General features: G+C 34.4%; 25 protein-coding genes. 17 read left to right on the top strand and 8 right to left on the bottom strand.

From position 1 onward, the window contains the following. Nucleotides 1–171 precede the first annotated feature (171 nt). The 10 genes from panB to HUW50_RS26105 all read left to right on the top strand — a co-directional run bounded on the left by panB (nucleotide 172) and on the right by HUW50_RS26105 (nucleotide 9,997). A complete protein-coding gene (gene panB / locus HUW50_RS26150; protein WP_066331843.1) occupies nucleotides 172–1,011 on the top strand; it encodes a 3-methyl-2-oxobutanoate hydroxymethyltransferase in 840 nt (279 codons plus the stop codon). Next, nucleotides 1,008–1,856, top strand: a complete 849-nt coding sequence (gene panC, locus HUW50_RS26145) for a pantoate--beta-alanine ligase (RefSeq protein WP_066331841.1) — start codon at nucleotides 1,008–1,010, stop codon at nucleotides 1,854–1,856. Before panB ends, panC begins: the two co-directional genes overlap by 4 nt. A 72-nt stretch (nucleotides 1,857–1,928) precedes the next feature. Beyond that, nucleotides 1,929–2,312 (top strand): aspartate 1-decarboxylase, encoded by a 384-nt coding sequence (panD, locus tag HUW50_RS26140; RefSeq protein WP_066331824.1) that lies wholly within the window; start codon nucleotides 1,929–1,931, stop codon nucleotides 2,310–2,312. 339 nt (nucleotides 2,313–2,651) lie between these two features. Further along, the gene (gene dinG, locus HUW50_RS26135; RefSeq protein ID WP_066331822.1) at nucleotides 2,652–5,477 is read left to right on the top strand and encodes an ATP-dependent DNA helicase DinG; all 2,826 of its coding nucleotides are present in this window, start codon (nucleotides 2,652–2,654) and stop codon (nucleotides 5,475–5,477) included. A 203-nt stretch (nucleotides 5,478–5,680) separates the two neighbouring features. Next, nucleotides 5,681–5,851, top strand: a complete 171-nt coding sequence (locus HUW50_RS26130) for a YpmA family protein (protein WP_066331820.1) — start codon at nucleotides 5,681–5,683, stop codon at nucleotides 5,849–5,851. Between the two features lie 15 nt (nucleotides 5,852–5,866). After that, the gene (locus HUW50_RS26125) at nucleotides 5,867–6,373 is read left to right on the top strand and encodes a cell wall elongation regulator TseB-like domain-containing protein (protein ID WP_066331816.1); all 507 of its coding nucleotides are present in this window, start codon (nucleotides 5,867–5,869) and stop codon (nucleotides 6,371–6,373) included. A gap of 99 nt (nucleotides 6,374–6,472) precedes the next feature. Further along, the gene (gene asnS / locus HUW50_RS26120) at nucleotides 6,473–7,765 is read left to right on the top strand and encodes an asparagine--tRNA ligase (RefSeq protein ID WP_066331812.1); all 1,293 of its coding nucleotides are present in this window, start codon (nucleotides 6,473–6,475) and stop codon (nucleotides 7,763–7,765) included. A 197-nt stretch (nucleotides 7,766–7,962) separates the two neighbouring features. Continuing rightward, complete coding sequence (locus HUW50_RS26115; protein WP_066331808.1) at nucleotides 7,963–8,670, top strand: DnaD domain-containing protein; 708 nt, start codon at nucleotides 7,963–7,965, stop codon at nucleotides 8,668–8,670. Nucleotides 8,671–8,772: 102 nt separating this feature from the next. Further along, complete coding sequence (gene nth, locus HUW50_RS26110) at nucleotides 8,773–9,438, top strand: endonuclease III (RefSeq protein ID WP_066331803.1); 666 nt, start codon at nucleotides 8,773–8,775, stop codon at nucleotides 9,436–9,438. Beyond that, complete coding sequence (locus HUW50_RS26105) at nucleotides 9,428–9,997, top strand: YpoC family protein (protein ID WP_066331800.1); 570 nt, start codon at nucleotides 9,428–9,430, stop codon at nucleotides 9,995–9,997. Before nth ends, HUW50_RS26105 begins: the two co-directional genes overlap by 11 nt. A 33-nt stretch (nucleotides 9,998–10,030) precedes the next feature. Here HUW50_RS26105 and HUW50_RS26100 read toward each other — a convergent pair whose 3' ends face one another. Further along, nucleotides 10,031–12,730: a penicillin-binding protein 1A gene (locus HUW50_RS26100; RefSeq protein ID WP_185653516.1), complete on the bottom strand. Its 2,700-nt coding sequence runs from the start codon at nucleotides 12,728–12,730 to the stop codon at nucleotides 10,031–10,033. A gap of 74 nt (nucleotides 12,731–12,804) precedes the next feature. After that, nucleotides 12,805–13,395: a Holliday junction resolvase RecU gene (gene recU, locus HUW50_RS26095; RefSeq protein WP_066332085.1), complete on the bottom strand. Its 591-nt coding sequence runs from the start codon at nucleotides 13,393–13,395 to the stop codon at nucleotides 12,805–12,807. Between the two features lie 282 nt (nucleotides 13,396–13,677). Here recU and HUW50_RS26090 point away from each other — a divergent pair, with 282 nt between their 5' ends. After that, a complete protein-coding gene (locus tag HUW50_RS26090) occupies nucleotides 13,678–14,661 on the top strand; it encodes a DUF2515 domain-containing protein (RefSeq protein ID WP_066331789.1) in 984 nt (327 codons plus the stop codon). A gap of 67 nt (nucleotides 14,662–14,728) precedes the next feature. Here HUW50_RS26090 and HUW50_RS26085 read toward each other — a convergent pair whose 3' ends face one another. Beyond that, nucleotides 14,729–14,827, bottom strand: a complete 99-nt coding sequence (locus HUW50_RS26085) for a spore protein (RefSeq protein WP_066331786.1) — start codon at nucleotides 14,825–14,827, stop codon at nucleotides 14,729–14,731. 177 nt (nucleotides 14,828–15,004) lie between these two features. Here HUW50_RS26085 and HUW50_RS26080 point away from each other — a divergent pair, with 177 nt between their 5' ends. Together HUW50_RS26080 and HUW50_RS26075 are read left to right on the top strand one after the other, a co-directional pair. Further along, nucleotides 15,005–15,265, top strand: coding sequence for a hypothetical protein (locus tag HUW50_RS26080; RefSeq protein ID WP_066331781.1), 261 nt, complete (start codon nucleotides 15,005–15,007; stop codon nucleotides 15,263–15,265). A gap of 55 nt (nucleotides 15,266–15,320) precedes the next feature. Continuing rightward, nucleotides 15,321–15,686 carry a DUF1798 family protein gene (locus tag HUW50_RS26075; RefSeq protein ID WP_083964605.1) on the top strand — a complete coding sequence of 122 codons (366 nt, stop codon included), beginning with the start codon at nucleotides 15,321–15,323 and terminating at the stop codon, nucleotides 15,684–15,686. A 177-nt stretch (nucleotides 15,687–15,863) separates the two neighbouring features. On the opposite strand, the gene HUW50_RS26070 is transcribed toward HUW50_RS26075, so the two are convergent. Beyond that, nucleotides 15,864–16,028, bottom strand: a complete 165-nt coding sequence (locus tag HUW50_RS26070) for a hypothetical protein (RefSeq protein WP_185653515.1) — start codon at nucleotides 16,026–16,028, stop codon at nucleotides 15,864–15,866. A 141-nt stretch (nucleotides 16,029–16,169) separates the two neighbouring features. On the opposite strand from HUW50_RS26070, the gene HUW50_RS26065 reads away from it, so the two are divergent. Continuing rightward, a complete protein-coding gene (locus tag HUW50_RS26065; RefSeq protein ID WP_066331777.1) occupies nucleotides 16,170–16,631 on the top strand; it encodes a YppG family protein in 462 nt (153 codons plus the stop codon). A 148-nt stretch (nucleotides 16,632–16,779) separates the two neighbouring features. On the opposite strand, the gene HUW50_RS26060 is transcribed toward HUW50_RS26065, so the two are convergent. The 3 genes from HUW50_RS26060 to HUW50_RS26050 are packed head-to-tail and all read right to left on the bottom strand — an operon-like array spanning nucleotide 16,780 to nucleotide 17,540. After that, entirely contained in the window at nucleotides 16,780–17,040 is a 261-nt protein-coding gene (locus HUW50_RS26060; protein WP_066331772.1) for an Acb2/Tad1 domain-containing protein, read from the bottom strand. Nucleotides 17,041–17,100: 60 nt separating this feature from the next. Continuing rightward, nucleotides 17,101–17,349 carry a sigma-G-dependent sporulation-specific acid-soluble spore protein CsgA gene (locus HUW50_RS26055; RefSeq protein WP_066331769.1) on the bottom strand — a complete coding sequence of 83 codons (249 nt, stop codon included), beginning with the start codon at nucleotides 17,347–17,349 and terminating at the stop codon, nucleotides 17,101–17,103. 5 nt (nucleotides 17,350–17,354) lie between these two features. Next, nucleotides 17,355–17,540 (bottom strand): hypothetical protein, encoded by a 186-nt coding sequence (locus tag HUW50_RS26050; protein WP_066331767.1) that lies wholly within the window; start codon nucleotides 17,538–17,540, stop codon nucleotides 17,355–17,357. 122 nt (nucleotides 17,541–17,662) lie between these two features. Between HUW50_RS26050 and HUW50_RS27360 the strand changes: the two genes are divergently transcribed. Beyond that, nucleotides 17,663–17,788: a hypothetical protein gene (locus tag HUW50_RS27360; RefSeq protein WP_260445623.1), complete on the top strand. Its 126-nt coding sequence runs from the start codon at nucleotides 17,663–17,665 to the stop codon at nucleotides 17,786–17,788. A 61-nt stretch (nucleotides 17,789–17,849) separates the two neighbouring features. Here the strand turns inward: HUW50_RS27360 and HUW50_RS26045 are convergent, their stop codons facing one another. Beyond that, the gene (locus HUW50_RS26045; protein WP_066331760.1) at nucleotides 17,850–18,326 is read right to left on the bottom strand and encodes an Hsp20/alpha crystallin family protein; all 477 of its coding nucleotides are present in this window, start codon (nucleotides 18,324–18,326) and stop codon (nucleotides 17,850–17,852) included. A gap of 165 nt (nucleotides 18,327–18,491) precedes the next feature. On the opposite strand from HUW50_RS26045, the gene HUW50_RS26040 reads away from it, so the two are divergent. Beyond that, nucleotides 18,492–18,989: a PTS sugar transporter subunit IIA gene (locus HUW50_RS26040; RefSeq protein WP_066331759.1), complete on the top strand. Its 498-nt coding sequence runs from the start codon at nucleotides 18,492–18,494 to the stop codon at nucleotides 18,987–18,989. A gap of 143 nt (nucleotides 18,990–19,132) precedes the next feature. Continuing rightward, complete coding sequence (locus HUW50_RS26035; RefSeq protein ID WP_066331757.1) at nucleotides 19,133–21,409, top strand: DEAD/DEAH box helicase; 2,277 nt, start codon at nucleotides 19,133–19,135, stop codon at nucleotides 21,407–21,409. Nucleotides 21,410–21,437 lie beyond the last annotated feature (28 nt).

Here is a 21,437-nt window from a genome sequence, read left to right as displayed (position 1 = left end):
CTAAAAATGAATTGACCGTGGTACAAGAAAGTATGGAAGTCGTTATGTAAATTTGATTCAATTAAGGAATTTTATAAAAACGACCAAAAAATTCATAACTTTTGGATAAGAAAAATGCCACTAGACCTTGGGGATAAAGCCCATTTTTTCTACTAAATAGGAGGGGTATACATGAAAACTAGAATTGATTTTATGAATATGAAACAAAATAGAGAACCAATTACAATGCTAACTGCCTACGATTATCCAAGTGCAAAACAAGCTGAGTATGCTGGAGTAGATATGATTCTTGTAGGAGATTCATTAGGGATGGTTGTACTTGGATATGACTCTACAATACCCGTCACAATAAATGATATGATTCATCACACAAAAGCTGTTAAACGTGGAGCGAAAAATACATTTGTTGTAACAGATATGCCATTTATGTCTTATCATCTTTCAAAAGATGAATCATTGAAAAACGCAGCAAGACTTATGCAAGAGGGTGGAGCTGATGCTGTAAAGGTTGAAGGTGCTGATGGTGTTACAGATATAATTGCAGCACTTACGTATGGTGGTATTCCAGTTGTTGCTCACCTCGGACTTACTCCACAAGCAGTAAATGTACTAGGGGGTTATAAAGTCCAAGGGAAAAATGCTGAGGCTGCGAGAAAACTAATTGAGGATGCTAAGAAATGTCAAGCTGCTGGTGCTATTGCTCTTGTGTTAGAGTGTGTTCCCCGTCAAATAGGAGAAGAGATAACGAAGCAGTTAACGATTCCGACAATAGGAATTGGTGCTGGTTGCCAAACTGATGGTCAAGTTTTGGTTTATCACGATTTAATAGGTTACGGCTCAGGCAATGTACCAAAATTCGTAAAACAATACGCTCAGGTAGCTGTAACAATTGAGACAGCAATTAGTCATTATATTTCTGAGGTAAAGAAAAGATCTTTCCCCGAAGAAAAGCATTCTTTTAATATGAAGGAAGAGGAGCTTAATGGCTTATATGGAGGGGTTAAGAAATGAATGTTGTAACGACTAAGCTGGAATTAATAACGAAAATCAATAGATATAAAGAAAGGAATCAAACAATAGGCTTTGTGCCGACAATGGGATATTTACATGAGGGTCATATGAAATTGCTTGAAGAGGCAAGAAAGGATAATGATATTGTCGTCTTAAGTATTTTCGTAAATCCACTACAGTTTGGTGTTAATGAGGATTATGATTCATATCCGAGAAATCAACAAAGAGATGAAGAACTTGCGAAATTATCAGGGGTTGATCTATTATTTAGCCCTTCTGTACCAGAAATATATCCAACTGAGCCTTCATATACAGTTAAAGTCCAATCTCGTGTGAATGTTTTATGTGGGAGATCAAGAAAAGGACACTTTGATGGAGTAGCAACAATATTAACTAAACTATTTAACCTCATCAAACCTGACCGAGCATATTTTGGAATGAAGGACGCACAACAAGTAGCAGTCATAGATGGGTTAATAACAGAATTTTATTTTCCAATTGAGTTAGTATCAGTCCCAACAATTAGAGAAGCTGATGGACTCGCTAAAAGTTCGAGAAATGTAAAATTAAACGAAAAAGACCGCAATGAAGCACCAGTTATTTATAAGAGCTTGTCTAATGCAAAAAATGAAATTGCAAAAGGTGAACGTGATAAAGAAAAACTGAAAGCTCTAATTACTACCACCATTTCACAGGAAACAGATGGGGAAATTGATTATATAGAGATCCTTTCCTATCCAAATTTGGAGGAAATAGAGGTAATTAGGGGAAAAGTGATTATTGCCATCGCTGTCAAGTTTACAAACGCAAGGCTAATTGATAATATAACGATTGAAGTTAAATAAAACAGATCTTTATTGTAGAAAATGCAAGATTTCAAATATAGATTAAAAAGAAGAATCGGGGGAGAAGTCATCATGTTTCGTACAATGTTAAATGCTAAAATTCATCGTGCTCGTGTAACGGAAGCAAATTTGAATTATATAGGCAGTATTACAATAGATGAGGATATTATTGATGCAGTAGGTATGATTGCGAACGAAAAAGTTCAAATAGTTAATAATAATAATGGTGCCAGATTTGAGACTTATATTATTGCAGGTGAAAGAGGTAGTGGAGTTGTATGTTTAAATGGTGCAGCTGCACGATTAGTACAAGAAGGCGATGTTGTGATTATTCTAACTTACACGCTTGTTGCGGAACAACATGTTCCATCACACAAACCAAAAGTTGCAATTATGGATGAAAATAATAGGATTGTTGATATTTTAGGACATGAACCAGCAGCAACAATTTTGTAAATTGAATAGTTAACCTGTCAATTTCGAGGTCTGGCTCTCAAAAGACTCTAGGATTACTGTTACTAAATAACAGGGATTTTTAGTCTTTTAAAATGAGTCAGTCCTTTTTTTGATTAAAAATATGATATAGTTAAGTTAAGATTTTCGAATCATATGTAGTAGGTCAGATTTCCTTATGAGTATACATGTTAACAACTATTAGTTAGCTTTATGGGACCCATTGGATTAACATCTTAAATTTTCTCTTTATCTTAGTCTAATGAGTGTGCCTGACCAATAAATTTCCTACTTCCCAAGAAAAACGCGCCCTGCGTTTCTTAATAATAGAGGTGTCAACAGATGAATGAGCAACGATATGTTGTTATTGATTTAGAAACAACAGGAAATGCCCCAAAAAAAGGAGATAGGATTATTCAAATTGCTGCTGTAGTCATAGAACAGGGGCAAATTGTCGATAGATATATGAGCTTTGTTAAACCTATGCAAAAAATTCCTTTATTTATTGAACAATTAACAGGGATTACTAATGACATGGTAGAGGAAGCACCAACGTTTGAAGAAATAGCAGAGGATTTAATTTCGTTGCTGTCTGATTCTTACTTTGTAGCTCATAATGTCTATTTTGATTTATCCTTTTTACAGGAAGAACTAAAGAACTGTGGCTTTCAATTTTCAGGACCAATACTAGATACAGTTGAATTAGCAAGAATTGCTTTTCCTACCGAAAAAAGCTTTAAATTATCTGATTTAAGTGATGGATTTAATATAATTCATGAACACCCACATCGTGCTGATAGTGATGCAGAAGTAACGGCCCTGTTATTATTACGGATATTTGATAAATTAAAGGCTTTACCTGTTATTACACTGCAGCAGTTATCAAAGCTTTCAAGGTCCTTTATAAGTGATATTGAAGAAATAATAGAGGGTGTAATCTCAGATAAATTAGTAAAAATTGAGCAACAGCAAGACAGAGCAGATTTGGATTTGATTAGGTCATTGGCTATTAAAAAGGTTCAATTAAACTTACCTGAAAATGCAAATGACTCGGCAGAAGAAATTCTTTCTATTGAAGATTTTATCGAGCTTTTTCAAAATAAAAATGGCAAGTTAACTGGTATCCTTCCTACTTATAACGTGCGGACAGACCAAATGTACATGATGAAAGAAATCTTTGATGCATTTTATACGCATCAACATGGGTTATTTGAAGCTGCAACGGGGAGTGGTAAAACGATCGCTTATTTGGTGCCAGCGATATTCTATTCAAAAAAAGAACAAAGGCCAATTATTGTTAGTACATATACAACGAACTTACAATCACAAATGATTGAGCGAGATATTCCTTTTCTTGAAAAAATTCTACCCTTTCATTTCACAACTACAATTTTAAAAGGACAACGTCATTATTTGTGTTTACAGAAGTTTGAGCAGTCACTTAGAGAACCTGAAGATAACTATGATTTCATCCTAACAAAGGCACAGCTCCTTCTCTGGTTAACAGAGACGGAGACTGGGGATATAGATGAACTAAATATTCCCTCTGGTGGCAAGGTTTTATGGAATCAACTTCATGTTGATGGATCTTCTTTAAAGAGAAATCCCTTTTCGGGATATTGCTTTTATCAGCGTGCAAAAGAGTTGGCAATAAGGGCAAATATTATTATTACAAATCATGCGATGTTATTGTCTGATCTCGAACGTGACCATCAAATTTTACCTCTGCATCAAGAGGTAATTATTGATGAGGCACATCATTTTCATAGAGTAGCTAGTGAACAGCTAGGAAGTAGATTTTCTTATCTTGATGTACATAGTATGCTAAATCGTTTAGGAACATTTCATACAAATGGACTTATTAATAAGTTTGCCCGTGTAAGTGAAGAAATTGGTCAAAAAAACCATCATTTCTTGCAAGAAATGGATGCTCATCTACTACAGCTGCAAGAGGAATGCCATCAATTATTTTCAGGAATTCATTCTTATGTCTTAAAACGTAGGAAGGATTCCCACTTAAATCGAACTTCTTATAAATATAATACGGAAAAAGAAAATAATCGAACATGGGATTCTATTTTAGAACTTGCTAATAGAATAAAGTTTATCATGTACGATCTGATCATCTTGATGGAAAAATCATTACAGGTATTGGGCAAAGTGGATGATGCTGAACTATCTATAAAAAATAAAATTATTTATCAAGAATATAAACAAGTTCTCTCCGTTGTTAAGGAATATAAAGATAAAATTGATTATTTATTTTTCAAAAATGATGAATCAATTGTTACATGGATTGAAATTGAAACAAAAGGCGCAAAAAACGCTGTTTCCATCTATGCCCAGCCACTTGAAATAGCTGACTTTTTAGCTGATCAATTCTTTGCAAAGAAACAGAGTGTTATTTTAACTTCTGCAACATTAACAGTAAAGAAATCTTTTTCTTATATTATTGATGCAGTCGGATTATCAGATTTTTATCCAAAACAGCTACAGCTTAAATCTCCTTTTCGATATAAGGAGCAGGTAAAGCTATTTGTTCCAAGTGATATGCCTTTAGTGAATGAAGTCACACTTGATGAGTATTCTGAAGCGATTGCTGCTAATGTAGGTAGTGTTGCCCAAATAACTGATGGAAAGATCCTTGTATTGTTTACATCGTACGAGATGCTAAGAAAAACATATCAATTGTTAAAAGAAGATGAAACACTTGATGATTTTATCATTATGGGACAGGGAACTGGTAGTGGAAGTCGAACAAGATTAACAAAGAACTTTAGACAATTTGGCAAAGCGATTTTGTTAGGAACAAGTAGTTTTTGGGAAGGTGTTGACTTTCCAGGGGATGAGTTAACTGCATTGATGATTGTCCGCTTACCTTTTGCATCTCCTGATGAGCCTATCGTAGCAGCTAGATGTCAAATGTTGGAGAGAAGAGGTAAGAACGCATTTTATGATTATTCACTTCCAGAAGCGATTTTACGTTTTAAACAAGGCTTTGGTAGACTAATTCGAAATGAAGCAGATCGAGGGATATTATTTGTTTTAGATAACCGAATTGTTTCTACAAGATATGGTAAAGATTTTCTTGAATCTATTCCAGATCTCGAAATTGAAAAAAAACCGATGCATTTACTTACACATTCCATTGAAGACTGGATTGTGTAAAAAAGAGGCCGAGTCAATTGCTGCAAAGCAACTAAATCAGCCAAGTATGGTGTGAGTTAGGAGAAAATTATTATCATACTAAAGTATTTACACTGTTATAATGGATCCTGGTACAACAAGTAAGAGTTTGTTGTAATGTTATTGTGTCCAGACTAAACAGACATATAAGTTACAAAATTTGTTTCGTGTAGGAGGATTATGTCATGGAAAGCAAAATTGAAATTGTATCAACAGTTACTGTCGACCATTCAGAAGATCTATATAAAATCGTTGATATACTAAATCGAACATTAAAAAGAGATGATTTAATGTTTGGTCTAGCATTAGATCAAGAAGACCAAAAGAAGTGTGTATTTACAATTTATCGAACATAAGGATGTCGTTATAGAATGGGTAAAAAAACATTAATTACACTAATTATAACAATCGCCATCCTGATTATTGCTGCTTGGGTATTTGCAAGTACATATAGTGCTGCAAGGGAACAATACATCGATGGCCATGAAGAATCGAAAAAGCTTGCATTAGAAAAAGGAAAGCTATCTATAATCGATACGATTGAAACATATAACGGGCAGATAAAGTATCATGTCATATCTGGGGAAAATAGTAGTAATGAAAAGGTTTATGTTTGGGTTCCTCAAACTAAGAAGAAAGAGACAGTAATCGTAAAAAAACAGTCTTCTGGGATTACTGAGCAACAGGCAATAGCAAAGGTAAATCAAGTATATAATCCAGAGAATATTGTAGATGTAAAGTTAGGTATGGATGAAGGAATCCCAATCTGGGAAGTGAAATATCGTGATAAATCAGAGCGTTACACTTTTGATTTTGTCAATTTTTATAATGGTGAGATCATTAAACATATGGCAATTAAAGAAGAAAAGCAATCTTAAAATAGAGATGATTGCTACACATACTTAAAATAAAGTATAATATTATGTGGTTAGTACATAATTGATTTGACATCGGAGCTTTTTGGAGGGAATTATTTAGTGAAAACAACGATAGTAGAAGTAGGAAAATTTGTCGGACAAGAAGTGACAATTGGAGCTTGGGTTGCAAATAAACGTTCAAGTGGAAAAATTGCTTTTTTACAATTAAGAGATGGAACAGGATTTATTCAAGGTGTTGTTGTAAAAGCAGAGGTTGATGAGGCAATTTTTCAAAAAGCCAAATCAATCACACAAGAAACTTCCATTTATGTCTCTGGGATCGTACGTGAGGATGAACGATCACCGTTTGGATTTGAACTTGGAGTAACTGGAATCAAAGTAATTGCTGAATCAGTTGATTATCCGATAACACCAAAAGAACATGGTACTGAGTTTTTAATGGATCATCGTCACTTATGGCTTCGTTCTAAACGTCAACACGCCGTAATGAAGATTAGAAATGAGATTATTCGTGCAACATATGAATTTTTTAATAAAGAAGGCTTTGTAAAGGTAGACCCTCCAATTTTAACTGGAAGTGCTCCTGAAGGTACATCAGAACTTTTTCATACGAAATATTTCGATGAAGATGCTTATCTTTCACAAAGCGGTCAGTTATATATGGAAGCTGCAGCAATGGCATTAGGGAAAGTATTTTCCTTTGGGCCAACCTTTAGAGCAGAGAAATCAAAAACACGCCGTCATTTAATTGAATTTTGGATGATTGAACCAGAGATGGCCTTTTATGAATTTGAGGACAATTTGAGTGTTCAAGAAGCATATGTATCTTATATTGTACAGAGTGTGCTTAAGAACTGTGCATTGGAATTAAATACTTTAGGAAGAGATATTTCTAAGTTAGAGCAAATTAAAGCGCCATTCCCAAGAATTACTTATGATGATGCGATTACGTTCCTTCATGAAAAAGGCTTTACAGAAATCAAATGGGGTGATGATTTTGGTGCTCCACATGAAACTGCAATAGCCGAAAGCTATGATAAACCAGTATTTATTACTCATTATCCAACAAGCTTAAAGCCATTTTATATGCAGCCTGACGCAGATCGTGAGGAGGTAGTACTATGTGCAGACTTAATTGCACCTGAGGGCTATGGTGAGATTATTGGTGGTTCTGAACGTATACATGATATGGAATTACTTAAACAACGCTTAGATCAACATGAGCTAGATAGTGATGCATATAAATGGTACTTAGAGCTTAGAGAATATGGTTCTGTTCCACACTCAGGCTTTGGACTAGGACTTGAACGAACAGTTGCCTGGATTAGCGGTGTAGAGCATGTACGTGAGACAATTCCATTCCCACGTTTATTAAATAGACTTTATCCATAAAATAAAGATACTGACTCTTAAAAGCTTGCATTCGTCTGCTTTTAAGAGTCGTTTTTTTATGATAAATATGAGAATTAAATGTGAATCAGCAGGATAATCACATTTAGCGTCAAGATGGATATTGGCAAAAACAACCGAGGGTGATTTTATACAATGTTTAATGTAGTCATGTTATACTTGAAAGTGAGGTGTGTTGGATGAATAAAGAACAATTCATATATTTACAGGAGACGGGAAATGTATCAATACCCGTTATTTTATTTAATAATTATTCAAAATTAGGTCTCAACGAAGAGGAATTTATGATGATTCTCCAAGTTAAAAAATTTAAACAAAATGGGAATCAGTTTCCAACCCCAACGGAGTTATCCGAACACATGTCATTTTCTACATCAACATGTACTTCAATTTTAAGAAGTTTAATTCAAAGAGGTTTTTTAACAATAGAGGAATGTGAAGAAAATACGATACTTTTTGAAAACTATTCTTTAAAACCTTTATGGGATAAGTTATATTCCTATTTAATGCAGGAAAACAACAAATTAGAGCAGGAGCAAAGCAAGCAAGAGGATCTAAGCTTGTATACCATTTTTGAAAATGAATTTGGCCGCCCACTATCTCCGTTCGAGTGTGAATCATTAGCAATATGGATTGATCAAGATGATTATGATCCAGTTATCATAAAAGCTGCTCTAAGAGAAGCTGTCATGTCAGGTAAGTTGAACTTTCGCTATATTGATCGAATTTTATTTGAATGGAAAAAGAATGGGATTCGAACAATTGATCAAGCACGAAATCATGCTAAAAAATTTCGTCAACATCAAGGAAACTCTTCTAGTAAGCAGCAAGTGAATCAAGAGGAGTATCAACGTAAAGTTCCTTTTTATAATTGGCTTGAGAGCTAGCATCTAGCTCTCTTTTTCTTTGAAACAAAACCAATACTGTAATAATAATGAAGAAAATTTCCGTCCATATTTCCTTCATATAAAAATAAAGAAGGTGAATCCATGCTAACAAAGGTTCAAATTCGGGAATGTTTAGATACATTTCATAACATGTTTCCAGAAGCACATTGTGAATTAATTCATGATAATCCATTTGAACTTGTTATTGCTGTGGCATTATCAGCACAATGTACAGATGCACTCGTAAATAAAGTTACAAAAAACTTGTTTCAAAAATATAAAACACCAGAGGATTATCTTGCAGTTCCATTAGAGGAATTACAATCCGATATTAAATCTATTGGCTTATACCGTAATAAGGCTAAAAATATCAGAAGCTTGTGTGAAACACTTCTTGAACAATACAATGGAGAGGTTCCTCGTGAGCATGAAGAATTAATAAAGCTTGCAGGAGTAGGGCGTAAAACAGCAAATGTTGTCGTGTCTGTTGCATTCGGTGTTCCAGCTATCGCTGTAGATACACATGTTGAAAGGGTTAGTAAGCGATTAGGAATTTGTCGGTGGAAGGATTCTGTTTTAGAGGTTGAAAAAACATTAATGCGAAAAATTCCCAAAGAAGAATGGTCAGATACTCATCATAGATTGATCTTTTTTGGTCGTTACCATTGTAAAGCCCAGTCACCTAAATGTGATGTTTGTCCACTTTTACATTTATGTCGTGAAGGGCAAAAGCGGATGAAAAAGGATAAAGTTACAAATGCTAGATAATCATGATACTGAATATAAAATTCCAGAATCATTTCTATTTGCTCCTTTTTCTACCAAGAGAAAAACGTTTAAAAAGCTAGATATGGTGGATATTGATGATATCTTAAGTAAAGAACTCTTCTATTTTGATATGCTGCATTTAGTAAGCAATCAATTAAGCAAAGATCCTCCTTGGGAGAACTCAGAAATCACAGTTAAGGCTGTTATCCAGCAATGGAAGATGCTAGAACCGGATTTACAAATAAGTTATGCTAAGAGAAAGCCTAATCTGGAGGTTGAATCCGTATCAATTCAATCTATCTCATTATTTTTACTAGCTCTTTTTTGGGCAAATAATACCCCGATAAAAAGTTTAAATGTAAAAGAGATGATGGTTTCAGAATTAAAACTAAAACCGGTAAATTGTGAAGAACGGTTATTGTTTATACTCAATAAGCCCACTGGATACCATTCTTTTATCCAGCTACAACAATTGTTTGCTGAACTTGAAAAAAATTACTATAAAACATTGGCGATCCAGGGCTTGAAACAAAAAAAAGAGATTACTGCTTACGAGTAATCTCTTTTTCATGCTTAGAGAAGAGAAATCATACTATTCTTCTTCTCCATCTTCTTCATTTTTTCTCCCATTATTATCTTGGGGAGGTGTACTAGCATCGGTAGCAGGCGGTGTATCAGTAGTATCCTCAGGATTAGTTACTTCTTCACCGTCCTGAGTACCATCTTCGCCTTCGTTTTCATTTTGATTCCCATTCCCATTTTCGCCTTCGCCTTGATTGTCATTCCCATTTTCTTCTTGATTGCCATTCCCATTCTCGTTCCCATTGCCGTTGTTATTTTTGTCATCTTCCACATTTTCTTCTTCGGTTCCTTCAGCATCTCCAGGAAGCTCTGGAACATCCACTTCTGGCTCTGGTACTTGAATCTTCGTTGCAGCTGCATTACTTCGATTGCTATTATCATCATCACTAACAGCTACAACCTGGAAGGAATAGATCGCGCCTGGGATAACATCTGCTATTTCATAACCCATATTTTTGGATGTATTTACGACTTGGTATTGGCCTTCATCAACAGACTGCCTTACCTCAAAGGATACATTATCTAAAGCTTTCTCATCGAAACTCCAACTAAGACTAATAGAATTTGTTACTTGATCATAATTTATATTTAGATTTGATGGTTTATTAGGTTTTTGGTTCACGTATTTTTTTGAAACCTTTGAAGGCTCAGAACCTTTAACAAAATATTCATATGAAATCCTGCTTGAAGGTGTATATTCACTTGCTAATACAGCCTCCATAGAACCTTTTTCAACTGCTTTTTTCACTACACTATCTGGTTGTTCAAAGTCTGCTGTATCGTCACCTGCAATTTCAGAGAAGACCTCTTTAAACATAGCTCTTGCAAGCTTTTGATCTGACGAATCCAGGTAGACCTTTTCACTATCCTCTGAAATGTTATATCCAGTCCAAACAGCTGCGGTATAGTTAGGATTATAGCCAACAAACCAGGCATCCTTTGCAGCTCCAGAAGGGATATTGTATTTTGCTCTATCATCATCAGTAAAGTTTGTAGTACCTGTTTTCCCTGCAATATTTACTCCTGGAATGGCAACTGATTTACCAGTTCCATATTCTACAACAGATTTCATCATGTCGGTAATCATGAAAGCAGTGTAATCGCTCATTGCTGGCTCTGGTTCTGGAGCAAGACTTATTTCAGTCCCATCACTTAAAACAATTTTTTTAACAGCATGTGGTTCGATAAAAATCCCATTATTTCCAAAAGCACTAAATGCTCCTGCCATTTGAAGAGGGGAAACACCATGTTTAAAACCACCGATTGCATATGACTCATGAATTTCAGGTAGTGGGATACCAAGACCTTGAGCAAAATCTTGAGCTTTTTCTAATCCAACCTTTTGTAATGCTTTTAATGCTGGAATATTTCTTGAATCAGCTAATGCTTGTCGAATAGACATTTGGCCCTTATAACTTCTATCCCAGTTATTTATTGGTGTTTTTCCATCACTATATGTGTATGGCTCATCAATCTCTTGAGCATATGTTGAATCATATTCTAAATGTTCAATAGCTGGACCATAATCAAGAATAGGTTTAATCGTTGATCCTGGTTGTCGTCTAGTGTCTGTAGCGTAATTGTAACCACCAACAGGTTGATTACGTCCGCCACCTATTGCTCGAATTTCACCTGTCTGAGTATCAATTAAGGCGATACCAGCTTGTAACTTATCATCAGGATAATTAAGTGTATCACCATTTAGCACATTTTCGACTGTATCTTGAGCTTTCGGATCTAAAGTAGTATAGATTTCTAATCCAGCAGATCCTGCATCAATATCAGTTTTTTCTTTTACCTCTTCAATAACTTCTTCAACGAATGCATGATAAGGGTTTGCTTTTTCAGTCGGTTCGATGACAGTAGATTGTACAGGAATATTCTTTGCCTCATCGGCTTCAGCTTCTGTAATAAAACCATGCTTAGCCATTAATGTTAACACGATATTACGTCGTTTCTCTGCACTCTCAGGATTTGTTCTTGGATTATAGTTATTTGGACTTTGAGGAATACCAGCGATCATTGCTGCCTCATGAAGCTCTAGCTCACTTAAGTCCTTACCATAAAACGATTCTGCAGCTTGTGCTACACCATATACATTTCCAGGAAAGTAAATTTTATTTAAATACATTTCAATAATTTCTTGTTTTGAATATTTTTGTTCTAATTGAAATGCTAGCCATACCTCTTGAACTTTACGTGTAATCGTTTTTTCAGTTGTTAAAAGGGAGTTTTTAATAACCTGCTGTGTTATTGTACTACCACCTTCGGCACCAAAGCCTTCTTTTACGTTTGCTAAAAGTGCACCACCTAGACGGATAATGTCCACCCCGTTATGTTCATAAAAACGTGCATCCTCTGTTGCAAGAACTGCTTCTTCAAGAACTTTAGGAATGTCATCATAAGGGACATATGTCCGTTTAACTTGACCGAATTCAGTAATTTCCTCGCCATTTATATCGTAGATGACTGAGGAGAAAGAATCTTTTAATTTTTTATCATCTAAAGGAGGTGCCCCAGCTACAATTGCTGCAAATGTAATTCCACCTGCAACCATTCCCACGATACCAATTGCTAATAATGTTAATAAAATCTTTTTCCACAATGGAGATGATTTCTTATTTTTTTGTTTTCGTTGTTTTTTTTGCTTTGGCGAGTTTTGCGCCTGTTGTCGTTTCCGCTCTTCACGACTTCTATATTGTTCTGACATTTTACTACCAACCTTTCATAATAGGCTTTCATTAAAAGCGTTATTATAAGTAACGATTCATATTTGAATTTATCTTAAAAATATAGTTTATCTATAATTTTTAGATAGTCAATCCTTGCTTGATATCCTAAAGGGATTTTATGCCCATGTTCATTTAATTCATCATGTGTAATTGACTTTCTTCCTCCAGTTTCTTGACGGTTCCAAAAGGTTAACAGGTTTTGTGCCTCTAAATAATAAAATTCATTAAATGCTGACAAAATAACAAAGCATATCCCACCTTGTTCAACAATATTTCTCATATGATCAATTTGGTGAGCATGGAAATTTTGTAAAGGAAATGATGTTTTATTTTTTGTTTCCTTTGCTTCGAAATCAACGTACTTACCACGATAAATCCCATTATAATCTGTTGTTGAGCTCTGTTTAAAATAAGCCTCTTTGATCACTGCTGCACTTCTTCTAGGGTAGTCAACATTAACGATTTGGACAGGTGTTGGCTTTTTATGTATAACAGCTAGTTTGCTTTCAAGATAGTATTTGTTTGTTTCATTTAAATCTTCCTCAAGTGTCATCCCGCGATTGCTATAAGTGATCGTTTGCTGTTTTTTATGTACGAATTGTTCCTTTGGTTCATAAGGCTTTCCGTTAGGGTAACGAAAAATCATACTTGACCTCCTCATCGAAACTACTACCTATCATACCAAAAATATCAAGAAATGTTTGTTAAAAAAGTTTCAATTTTGTTAATGTGTACATTCTAAACGTTTAGGAGACGATAATTTGTATAACGGTAAGGGAGAAATATCCGCTTACTATTTCGTGAAAATTTCTTTAAGCTGTTAAATAATATAACTGATCTCAGGCACAGAGTATAGAATAAGCTATTTCTTCTTAATTGAACATGGCTTGGCATATTTTTAATTTGTTTTATTAGAGGTGGGACAATGATTAACAGCAAACCATTAGCGAAAAATAGCATTAGTGATCAAGAAATCATCACATCTATAGTTAATACGACAAGAAAAAAAAATTACGACAATATATCTAGAACAAAAGCATATCAAGACTTTTATGAACTTCATCCAGAAATTAAATGGTCATACCTTGCGAGTATGGTTTCTAGAAATGCAGGCTGGAGCATGACAGACCTGCAGGGGGAATGGTTCCGTAAAGCATTAGGTATGGACCAGAGATCTTTGCTTTTTATGATATATGAACGAGCAAATTGGACAATTTTTCAAGATGCATACCCTCAACTCTTACTTTATGAGTGGTCAAAAAAGTTAAATAAGCCACTTTTTTATTTATTCGATTTTTTTCAGGTATCTCAATTTATGTTAAAAGAATGGAATTATTTTTGGTGTAATAAACAAACAAATCGATTATTAACTGCACTTATTATTAATGAGCAAAATGTAATTCAAGTTCCTGTAATAAATAATAAACAGTATAAGAGCTTAGTTTTTAAAAAGAATCCTTATAAAATTCAAGATATGTTGCACTTTAGTACAGTTATTTTCCCAACCTTAAGTGGAGAACTTTTTGGTTTTTCTGTTTATAACTTTAATAATCTGACAAATAGGATTGAACTTGGTAAGCGATTGGCTTGGTTACTATTCTCCGCTGGTTTATATGAACAATTTTTGACTTTTTCCAGGTCTGTTCCACACACTGGTTCAAGATATGATTATGAACAAACCTTTCCCGAAAAAATTAAAAGGGAAACACCCTTATTACGAACAGCATATCCAATGGTTTCACATAGTATAGACGAAAAAAAACAAGATTGGTTTCATGGTCAAAATTCAAAAAAGTGGTTTAAAGAGCCCAAAATCCCGAAAAACTATGAACTAACTAATTGGTTTAGACATAAGCAAGATCAATTACATTTACTAACATTACTTCAAGAGTATTGGAGAAATGGATAAAGAAAGCAAGGACGGTAGTCCTTGCTTTCGTTTCATTGGTGAAATAGTTTTAAATACCCTATACCCTTTACGTTGAAGGTCGGTTAGGGCCATCCAGCTTTTTATCTCCTGTATTACGTGCTTTTTCTTCTACAGATTGTTGTTTACCTTTTGGTTTTTTAGCCATAGTTAGCACCTCCTATTAAGTAGTCTTTACTAACGTATTTGTTTCCATGCAGGTCGAACATAGATGTCGAAGGATGTACATTTTCATTTTCTTTGACGAATAGAAACTAGTTTTGTCAAGCATGAAGGTAGTCATAAATATTCAGCGAATTAATTAACAGGAAGAGGAGGGAGAACGTTGAAAAATATCATTGATAAGAGTGTAATTGAAGGAAAATTAGCAGAATTAGAACAAGAGCTTATGGCACTTGAGGAAGTATTTATAGCTAAGGTTTCAACTAATAAAATGGAGATTAAATTGCGGGAGGATGCTAGTCGTATTGATCTGCAGCTAACTGAACTAATTTCTTGTTTAAGCATTGAAAAAGAAACACAACTAAAGAATGATAGTTATCAGTCTCATGCTTCCTGCTTTCCTTTTGTAGCAACAAATATTTAAGTAATGTGCGTTATTTTAACTGATTTGGTATGATAAGTGCAGAGGTGAGCTTTAAATGGAATTAATCATGTTTTCAAAAGAGCTTCTGCAGCTTTTAAATGATTGTAAGGTTAGATTTGAAAAAATAAAGCAAAAACCAGAAAAAACTGAATCGCTTTTTTATAATGAGGTAAAGCCAGCATTTGAGATGGTTATGAAACAAGCAACTATGTGGAAGCCGTTAGCAGAGGCTTGGGTAAAGGAACATAAACCTAAATATATCCATCTTTCACAAATTGAATCAACTATTGATAATATTGAGCAGATTGTCCTACAGTCATTTTATAAGGATGTAAATAATCAAAGATTTCATAATCTCCATAATTCTGTGGAATATATCATTGATAGTATTCTGACAGAGATTGAAGTAGGGACTGACTAGAGCAGTCCCTTATTTACGTTCATATAAAATAAAATTTCTGTACTGTTGATAACACTTAACATCCAGCTCAAGCGCCCAACGACTAGTGAACTTCACAATCCTTTTACGCTAAGTCAACTTTGAATCGCTGTCTCTCTTAGTTATACGTAGCTAAACAGGTGTTTGCGCTTCTGTACATTACTTTTCTGTCTTAATACTAACTGGATCTTGATCTTCACTTGCGACTGGTTCAATAGCATATGCTAAATGTTCAGTTTCCTTAGCAGAAACTTCTTGTCCATGTTTTGGAATTGTAGGATCATGTCCTCTTTCTTTATGGTTAAAATGTTTCCCTCTTGCCAAGATAATCCCCCCTTAATGTGTTCCCTTCTAATATGAGCAAATCAAGCAATATTCATGTATTGAATTTTGTTTCACCCAATAGGCATTTTATTCATATAGTAAGAACAACTAGGATTCGATCAATGGGAGGAGGAATTTTTGATGAATCAACAACATGCTTTTCAAAGAAGGAGAAGAAGAGAAAGTCCATACTATCCACCAGTTCAGACTTTTCCTTTTTTGGAGCAACAGACATCTGATTTTCAAAATGGCCAAAATATGAATACTTCAACGTATCAGCAACAATATCAAAACCCGTATTATCAACCCTATCAGCAACAATACCAACCACAGTTTCAAAATCCTTATCAACCATTTTATGGAAATGGGAACAATAGTATGTTAAATGGACAGTATATGAACTCGCAATATCCAACACCATATCCTAAGCCAGTACCAAACTTTAAGCAACAGCCAACAGGTTTTCAGACTGTTATTTCACAATTTAAAAAATCTGATGGTCAATTAGATATTAACAAAATGATGGATACAGCAGGACAAATGATGAGTGCTGTAAATCAGATGGGAGGGCTATTTAAAGGGGTTACCTCAATGTTTAAATAAAAGAAAAGAGCAAATACGAGGGAGACCTCATTTTTGCTCTTTCTTTAAATGTGTAGCAAGTAGTTGTTTCACTTCATTATAAGATAATCCTGATTGAGCGTTTAAACGTTTAACTTCATCCACATTAGTATTCGAGTATTTTTTTGTGCTAAAAAGTTTCAACATATTCATTCCCTTGATTTTTCTCTTCCAATCGTTCTTTCCTTACACGTAGTGCAAAGTTTGCACTTTGTAAATTTGAGATTGCCAAAGAATTTTCTGGACAGGCAAAATCACCATTTTGGTGTGATTTTAGTTTTTCAACAAGTACACTTATTACGTCTTCAACTTGACACCCATTGACGCCTTCCTTATCAATAGCACCAGTTTGGAATTTGATATTAATGTAGTGATTACTGTTTCTATTCATTTGAATTTCTCTCCCTCGGGTACATTTTCAACAATTAAATTTATGCTATATGAAAACAACTTAAATCAACAATTCATAAACCTCATTTAATTGGTTGCCCCTAATAAAATCTTGTTCATTAAATGCATATTTAATTTCATCAGGTAAAACATTGTTTAGAAATTGAATCTCATCTTCATCCAGTGTTAACACTAAGTCTCTTTCAGTTTTAAATTGTCCTTTTTCTAATTTTAAGCTAATTCTTTTAGCTACTGAGCTACTATCATAATTTGAAATTGCTTCTGTTAAATATCCTAATGTAAAATCCATGGTAATCAGTCCTTAAAAAAGTTTTTGAATTCTGTTGAAGTTTCAGACGTTTTTGAATAAGGATTATCTTTACTAATATTTTTGCTATCTAAATTTGTTTTGATTACGAGAGTTGGGGATGAAGTTGGTTCTGCGATAACACGATCGTTTAACTCATCGAAGTCAGGCAGATCTGATTTCTTTTTGTCCATTTTTTACACCTCCATGCTTTAGTGTTTGAAGTAAAGAGGATTTCTCTCACGTCAAAATTTGGATTTTTTTATCGTCATAGATTTTTCTTAATGTGTAATAGTAAAGTTAAGAGGTGATAAAAATGGTGAGAATAAAACGTAAACAATCAAGAAAAAACGAGGTAACAGCTTCTGCAAAAGATTTAGCGAACGATCCAACACCAGAAGAAAACCCTAAGTATGGTGGTAAATCACATAAAAACAGTTAAGGTCAGACTCAGGGAGTGTCTGACCTTTTCACTGTATTAACATTATGTTATAGTAAAATTTTTATAAATCATCTTCTATATAAAAGTGTTCTGATTTTTTGGGTATTGTAACAATTAGGGAATCTTTTTTAAAAGTTGTTTTAATATCATTTTCTTTAACAGGATAAGGTAGTAGAATTGTTCTTGATAAGCTATCAAGTGATGTATAATTTCTAAATGTAGATGACTTTTCATTAAATTCTTTAATTTCTTCGCGATTCGTGATAGAAATCGTTAAATATTGGTCAAATAGCTCAAGTCTAACTTGTTCTTTTTTAACGGGAGGAATTTTTAATTCTACTATACAATTTTTATCTGTTTCATATGTGTTAACATGAATATGGTGATAGGGAAATGAATCAGTAAGCATTGTATCAAATTCATTCATAAATTGCTTTAATGGCTCTGTGCGAAAAAACTGATCAACAATTTGGAAAAAGTCTATCTGTTCTATTGGTTGCACCTTATTTTTATTAACCAAATTATCCTTTTTTCTCATTTTAACCCACCCTACATAATATAAATTACAAATTATTATATGAAGAGTTTGAAAAAAGGTTTATGGTATTTAGATATAAGATATTTTGTTTAGGTAAATCATTCCGTTGTTCATAACGTTTTGAATATACTGGAAGTAAATATAAAAGCAAAGAGGAGGATTTTTATGTTAAAATCATTATTTGGAAAAAAAGAAAAAGTGACTAAAGAATCAATTTTTGCCCCTTTAACTGGAAAATTGTTAGATATAGAAGAGGTACCGGATCCTGTATTTTCTCAAAAATTGATGGGGGAAGGGATGGCGATTGAGCCAACAGAAGGCGTTATTGTAGCTCCTATTGATGGACAAGTTATTCAAGTCTTTCACACAAAACATGCTATTGGACTGCGTTCGCAAACAGGATTAGAGCTACTAATACATATTGGGCTTGAAACAGTTAGTATGAATGGAGATGGCTTTGATGTTCATGTTAAAGAAGGTCAAAAGGTAAAAGTGGGTGATCCATTAATTACCGCTGATCTTTCCTTGATAAGGGAGAAAGCCGCAAGCACAATTACGCCAATCGTTATCACGAACTCAGATATTCTAGAAAACATCACAAAAGTTTCATCAGGAAAGGTAATAAAAGGAACCTCAAATATACTAGATGTAAAAGTTAAGTAATTCATATTTACACATTAAATAAAAATAGTTTTTATTCAAAGCAGAAAATATTTCTGCTTTTTATTTATTTGCGAACATTTATTCGGTAAAATAGGAACTGAACATCCACATTTGTGTAGGATGAAGATAGAGGTGGAAATAAAATGGAATTTAGAAAATCGTTAACAAGTCTTCTTCATGCTTTAAAACAAGAAAAAGAATTTTGTGAACAAATTGTTCACTGGCATACGATCCCATCTAAAGAGGCGGAAGCGGTTGATTTGCCTGATGATATAGATATACGCTTAAAAACAGCCTTGCAAAACAGAGGAATTTCAGAATTGTATACACATCAACATGAGGCCTATCAATTTGCGAATAAAGGCTCAAACTTTGTTGCTGTCACACCTACCGCATCAGGAAAAACGTTGTGTTATAATCTTCCCGTCTTGCAAAAAATTTTAAATGATGAATCAAGTAGAGCATTATATCTTTTTCCGACAAAGGCACTTGCACAGGATCAAAAATCGGAATTAAATGAGATTATAACTGAAATGTGTGTCGGGTTGAATTCCTATACATATGATGGTGACACGTCACCCGCAATTCGACAGAAGGTTAGAAAGGCAGGACATATCGTTATTACGAATCCAGATATGCTGCATTCAGCGATTTTACCACATCATACGAAATGGGTATCTCTTTTTGAAAACCTAAAATATATCGTAATTGATGAGCTTCATATTTATCGTGGAATATTTGGCAGCCATGTTGCCAATGTTATAAGACGCCTTAAACGAATTTGTCAATTTTATGGAAGTAACCCGCAATTTATATGTACATCTGCAACAATAGCAAATCCTAAGGAATTAGCTGAGACACTGACAGGTAAGGAGATGGAGCTCATTTCTAAAAATGGGGCCCCATCAAGTAAAAAGCATTTTATTTTTTATAATCCACCAATTGTGAACAAGCCGTTAAATATAAGGAAAAGTGCAACGCTTGAAGTGAGAAGGCTTGCAGGGCATTTTTTAAAAAATAAAATCCAGACGATCGTTTTTGCTCGAAGTCGAGTACGAGTGGAGATCATATTAACGTATTTGCAAGAACTTATAAAAAACGAACTAAAACAAAAGTCAATTCGTGGATATCGTGGAGGATATTTACCAAAACAAAGAAGAGAGATTGAACAAGGTCTGAGAAACGGAGACGTGTTAGGCGTTGTTAGTACAAACGCACTTGAACTAGGGGTTGATATCGGTAGGTTGCAAGTTTGTATCATGACTGGTTATCCTGGAACAATTGCTAGTGCATGGCAGCAAGCAGGTAGAGCAGGAAGAAGACAAGGGGAAGCAGTGATAATAATGGTTGCGAGCTCTAGTCCACTAGATCAATATATTATTCAAAATCCTAATTATTTCTTTGAACAAAATCCTGAAACAGCTATCATAAATCCAGACAATCTCGTCGTCCTTGTAGACCATTTGAAATGTGCAGCTTTTGAGCTTCCTTTTAAAAATGGTGATACATTTGACGGACTTGAATTAGAAGATATATTACAATTTTTAGCAGAGGAACGGGTCCTATATTATAACGACAACACATACCATTGGATGAATGATTCCTTCCCAGCGCATAACATTAGCCTTCGTTCAGCTTCTCAGGAAAATGTCATAATTATCGATCAATCTGATATTGCGAGTGTAAAGGTGATTGGGGAAATGGATCGATTTAGTGCGATGACTCTTTTACACGATGAAGCGATTTATTTACATCAAGGGGTGCAATTTCAAGTGGAAAAGCTTGATTGGGAGGAGAAAAAAGCATTTGTAAGGGAAGTGGATGTTGACTATTTTACAGATGCAAATTTGGCTGTACAACTTAAGGTTTTAGAAGAAGACATGCTCATAGAGAAAGAAAGTGCTGGGTATGGATTTGGCGATGTAACCGTTCAAGCGATGGCAACGATTTTTAAAAAAATAAAATTTGATACTCATGAAAATATCGGTTCAGGTCCTATCCATCTTCCAGAAGAAGAACTCCATACAAATGCAGCGTGGATAAGTATACATTCATTTAATAAAGAAGATATGTCAGAAAAACGTCTAGAAGAATCATTGATTGGAGTAGCACATGTACTTCAGCATGTAGCACCATTAAAAGTAATGTGCGATCCGTCTGACCTGCACGTTGTTGCTCAAATCAAAGCGGTCCACAATAATAAACCAACTATTTTTTTATATGATCGATACCCAGGAGGCGTGGGATTAGCAAAGAAAATTTACGAAACAATGAATTCTGTCCTATTAGAAGCGCTCAATTTACTGTCAAATTGCCCATGTCACAATGGCTGTCCTTCTTGCATTGGGACTGAAAGCATCTCAAATTCAATCAAAAAAGATACGTATCTGCTTCTTACAAAACTTGCTATTAAGGAATAACAGCACCAACTAAATTGAAGGAAAATCA

It is taken from the genome of Metabacillus sp. KUDC1714 (assembly GCF_014217835.1).
In the GTDB taxonomy this organism is placed as follows: Bacteria; Bacillota; Bacilli; order Bacillales; family Bacillaceae; genus Metabacillus; species Metabacillus rhizosphaerae.
The sequence above is the reverse complement of the archived record's forward strand: the minus strand, read 5'-3'. Positions and strand labels throughout refer to the sequence as shown.

Excerpts from the sequence above, each read along its gene's own strand:
- panB (WP_066331843.1), top strand. The coding sequence starts at position 172 with ATGAAAACTAGAATTGATTTTATGAATATGAAACAAAATAGAGAACCA.
- panC (WP_066331841.1), top strand. The coding sequence starts at position 1,008 with ATGAATGTTGTAACGACTAAGCTGGAATTAATAACGAAAATCAATAGA.
- panD (WP_066331824.1), top strand. The coding sequence starts at position 1,929 with ATGTTTCGTACAATGTTAAATGCTAAAATTCATCGTGCTCGTGTAACG.
- dinG (WP_066331822.1), top strand. The coding sequence starts at position 2,652 with ATGAATGAGCAACGATATGTTGTTATTGATTTAGAAACAACAGGAAAT.
- HUW50_RS26130 (WP_066331820.1), top strand. The coding sequence starts at position 5,681 with ATGGAAAGCAAAATTGAAATTGTATCAACAGTTACTGTCGACCATTCA.
- HUW50_RS26125 (WP_066331816.1), top strand. The coding sequence starts at position 5,867 with ATGGGTAAAAAAACATTAATTACACTAATTATAACAATCGCCATCCTG.
- HUW50_RS26115 (WP_066331808.1), top strand. The coding sequence starts at position 7,963 with ATGAATAAAGAACAATTCATATATTTACAGGAGACGGGAAATGTATCA.
- nth (WP_066331803.1), top strand. The coding sequence starts at position 8,773 with ATGCTAACAAAGGTTCAAATTCGGGAATGTTTAGATACATTTCATAAC.
- HUW50_RS26105 (WP_066331800.1), top strand. The coding sequence starts at position 9,428 with ATGCTAGATAATCATGATACTGAATATAAAATTCCAGAATCATTTCTA.
- HUW50_RS26100 (WP_185653516.1), bottom strand. The coding sequence starts at position 12,730 with ATGTCAGAACAATATAGAAGTCGTGAAGAGCGGAAACGACAACAGGCG.
- HUW50_RS26090 (WP_066331789.1), top strand. The coding sequence starts at position 13,678 with ATGATTAACAGCAAACCATTAGCGAAAAATAGCATTAGTGATCAAGAA.
- HUW50_RS26085 (WP_066331786.1), bottom strand. The coding sequence starts at position 14,827 with ATGGCTAAAAAACCAAAAGGTAAACAACAATCTGTAGAAGAAAAAGCA.
- HUW50_RS26075 (WP_083964605.1), top strand. The coding sequence starts at position 15,321 with ATGGAATTAATCATGTTTTCAAAAGAGCTTCTGCAGCTTTTAAATGAT.
- HUW50_RS26065 (WP_066331777.1), top strand. The coding sequence starts at position 16,170 with ATGAATCAACAACATGCTTTTCAAAGAAGGAGAAGAAGAGAAAGTCCA.
- HUW50_RS26060 (WP_066331772.1), bottom strand. The coding sequence starts at position 17,040 with ATGAATAGAAACAGTAATCACTACATTAATATCAAATTCCAAACTGGT.
- HUW50_RS26055 (WP_066331769.1), bottom strand. The coding sequence starts at position 17,349 with ATGGATTTTACATTAGGATATTTAACAGAAGCAATTTCAAATTATGAT.
- HUW50_RS26050 (WP_066331767.1), bottom strand. The coding sequence starts at position 17,540 with ATGGACAAAAAGAAATCAGATCTGCCTGACTTCGATGAGTTAAACGAT.
- HUW50_RS27360 (WP_260445623.1), top strand. The coding sequence starts at position 17,663 with ATGGTGAGAATAAAACGTAAACAATCAAGAAAAAACGAGGTAACAGCT.
- HUW50_RS26045 (WP_066331760.1), bottom strand. The coding sequence starts at position 18,326 with ATGAGAAAAAAGGATAATTTGGTTAATAAAAATAAGGTGCAACCAATA.
- HUW50_RS26040 (WP_066331759.1), top strand. The coding sequence starts at position 18,492 with ATGTTAAAATCATTATTTGGAAAAAAAGAAAAAGTGACTAAAGAATCA.
- HUW50_RS26035 (WP_066331757.1), top strand. The coding sequence starts at position 19,133 with ATGGAATTTAGAAAATCGTTAACAAGTCTTCTTCATGCTTTAAAACAA.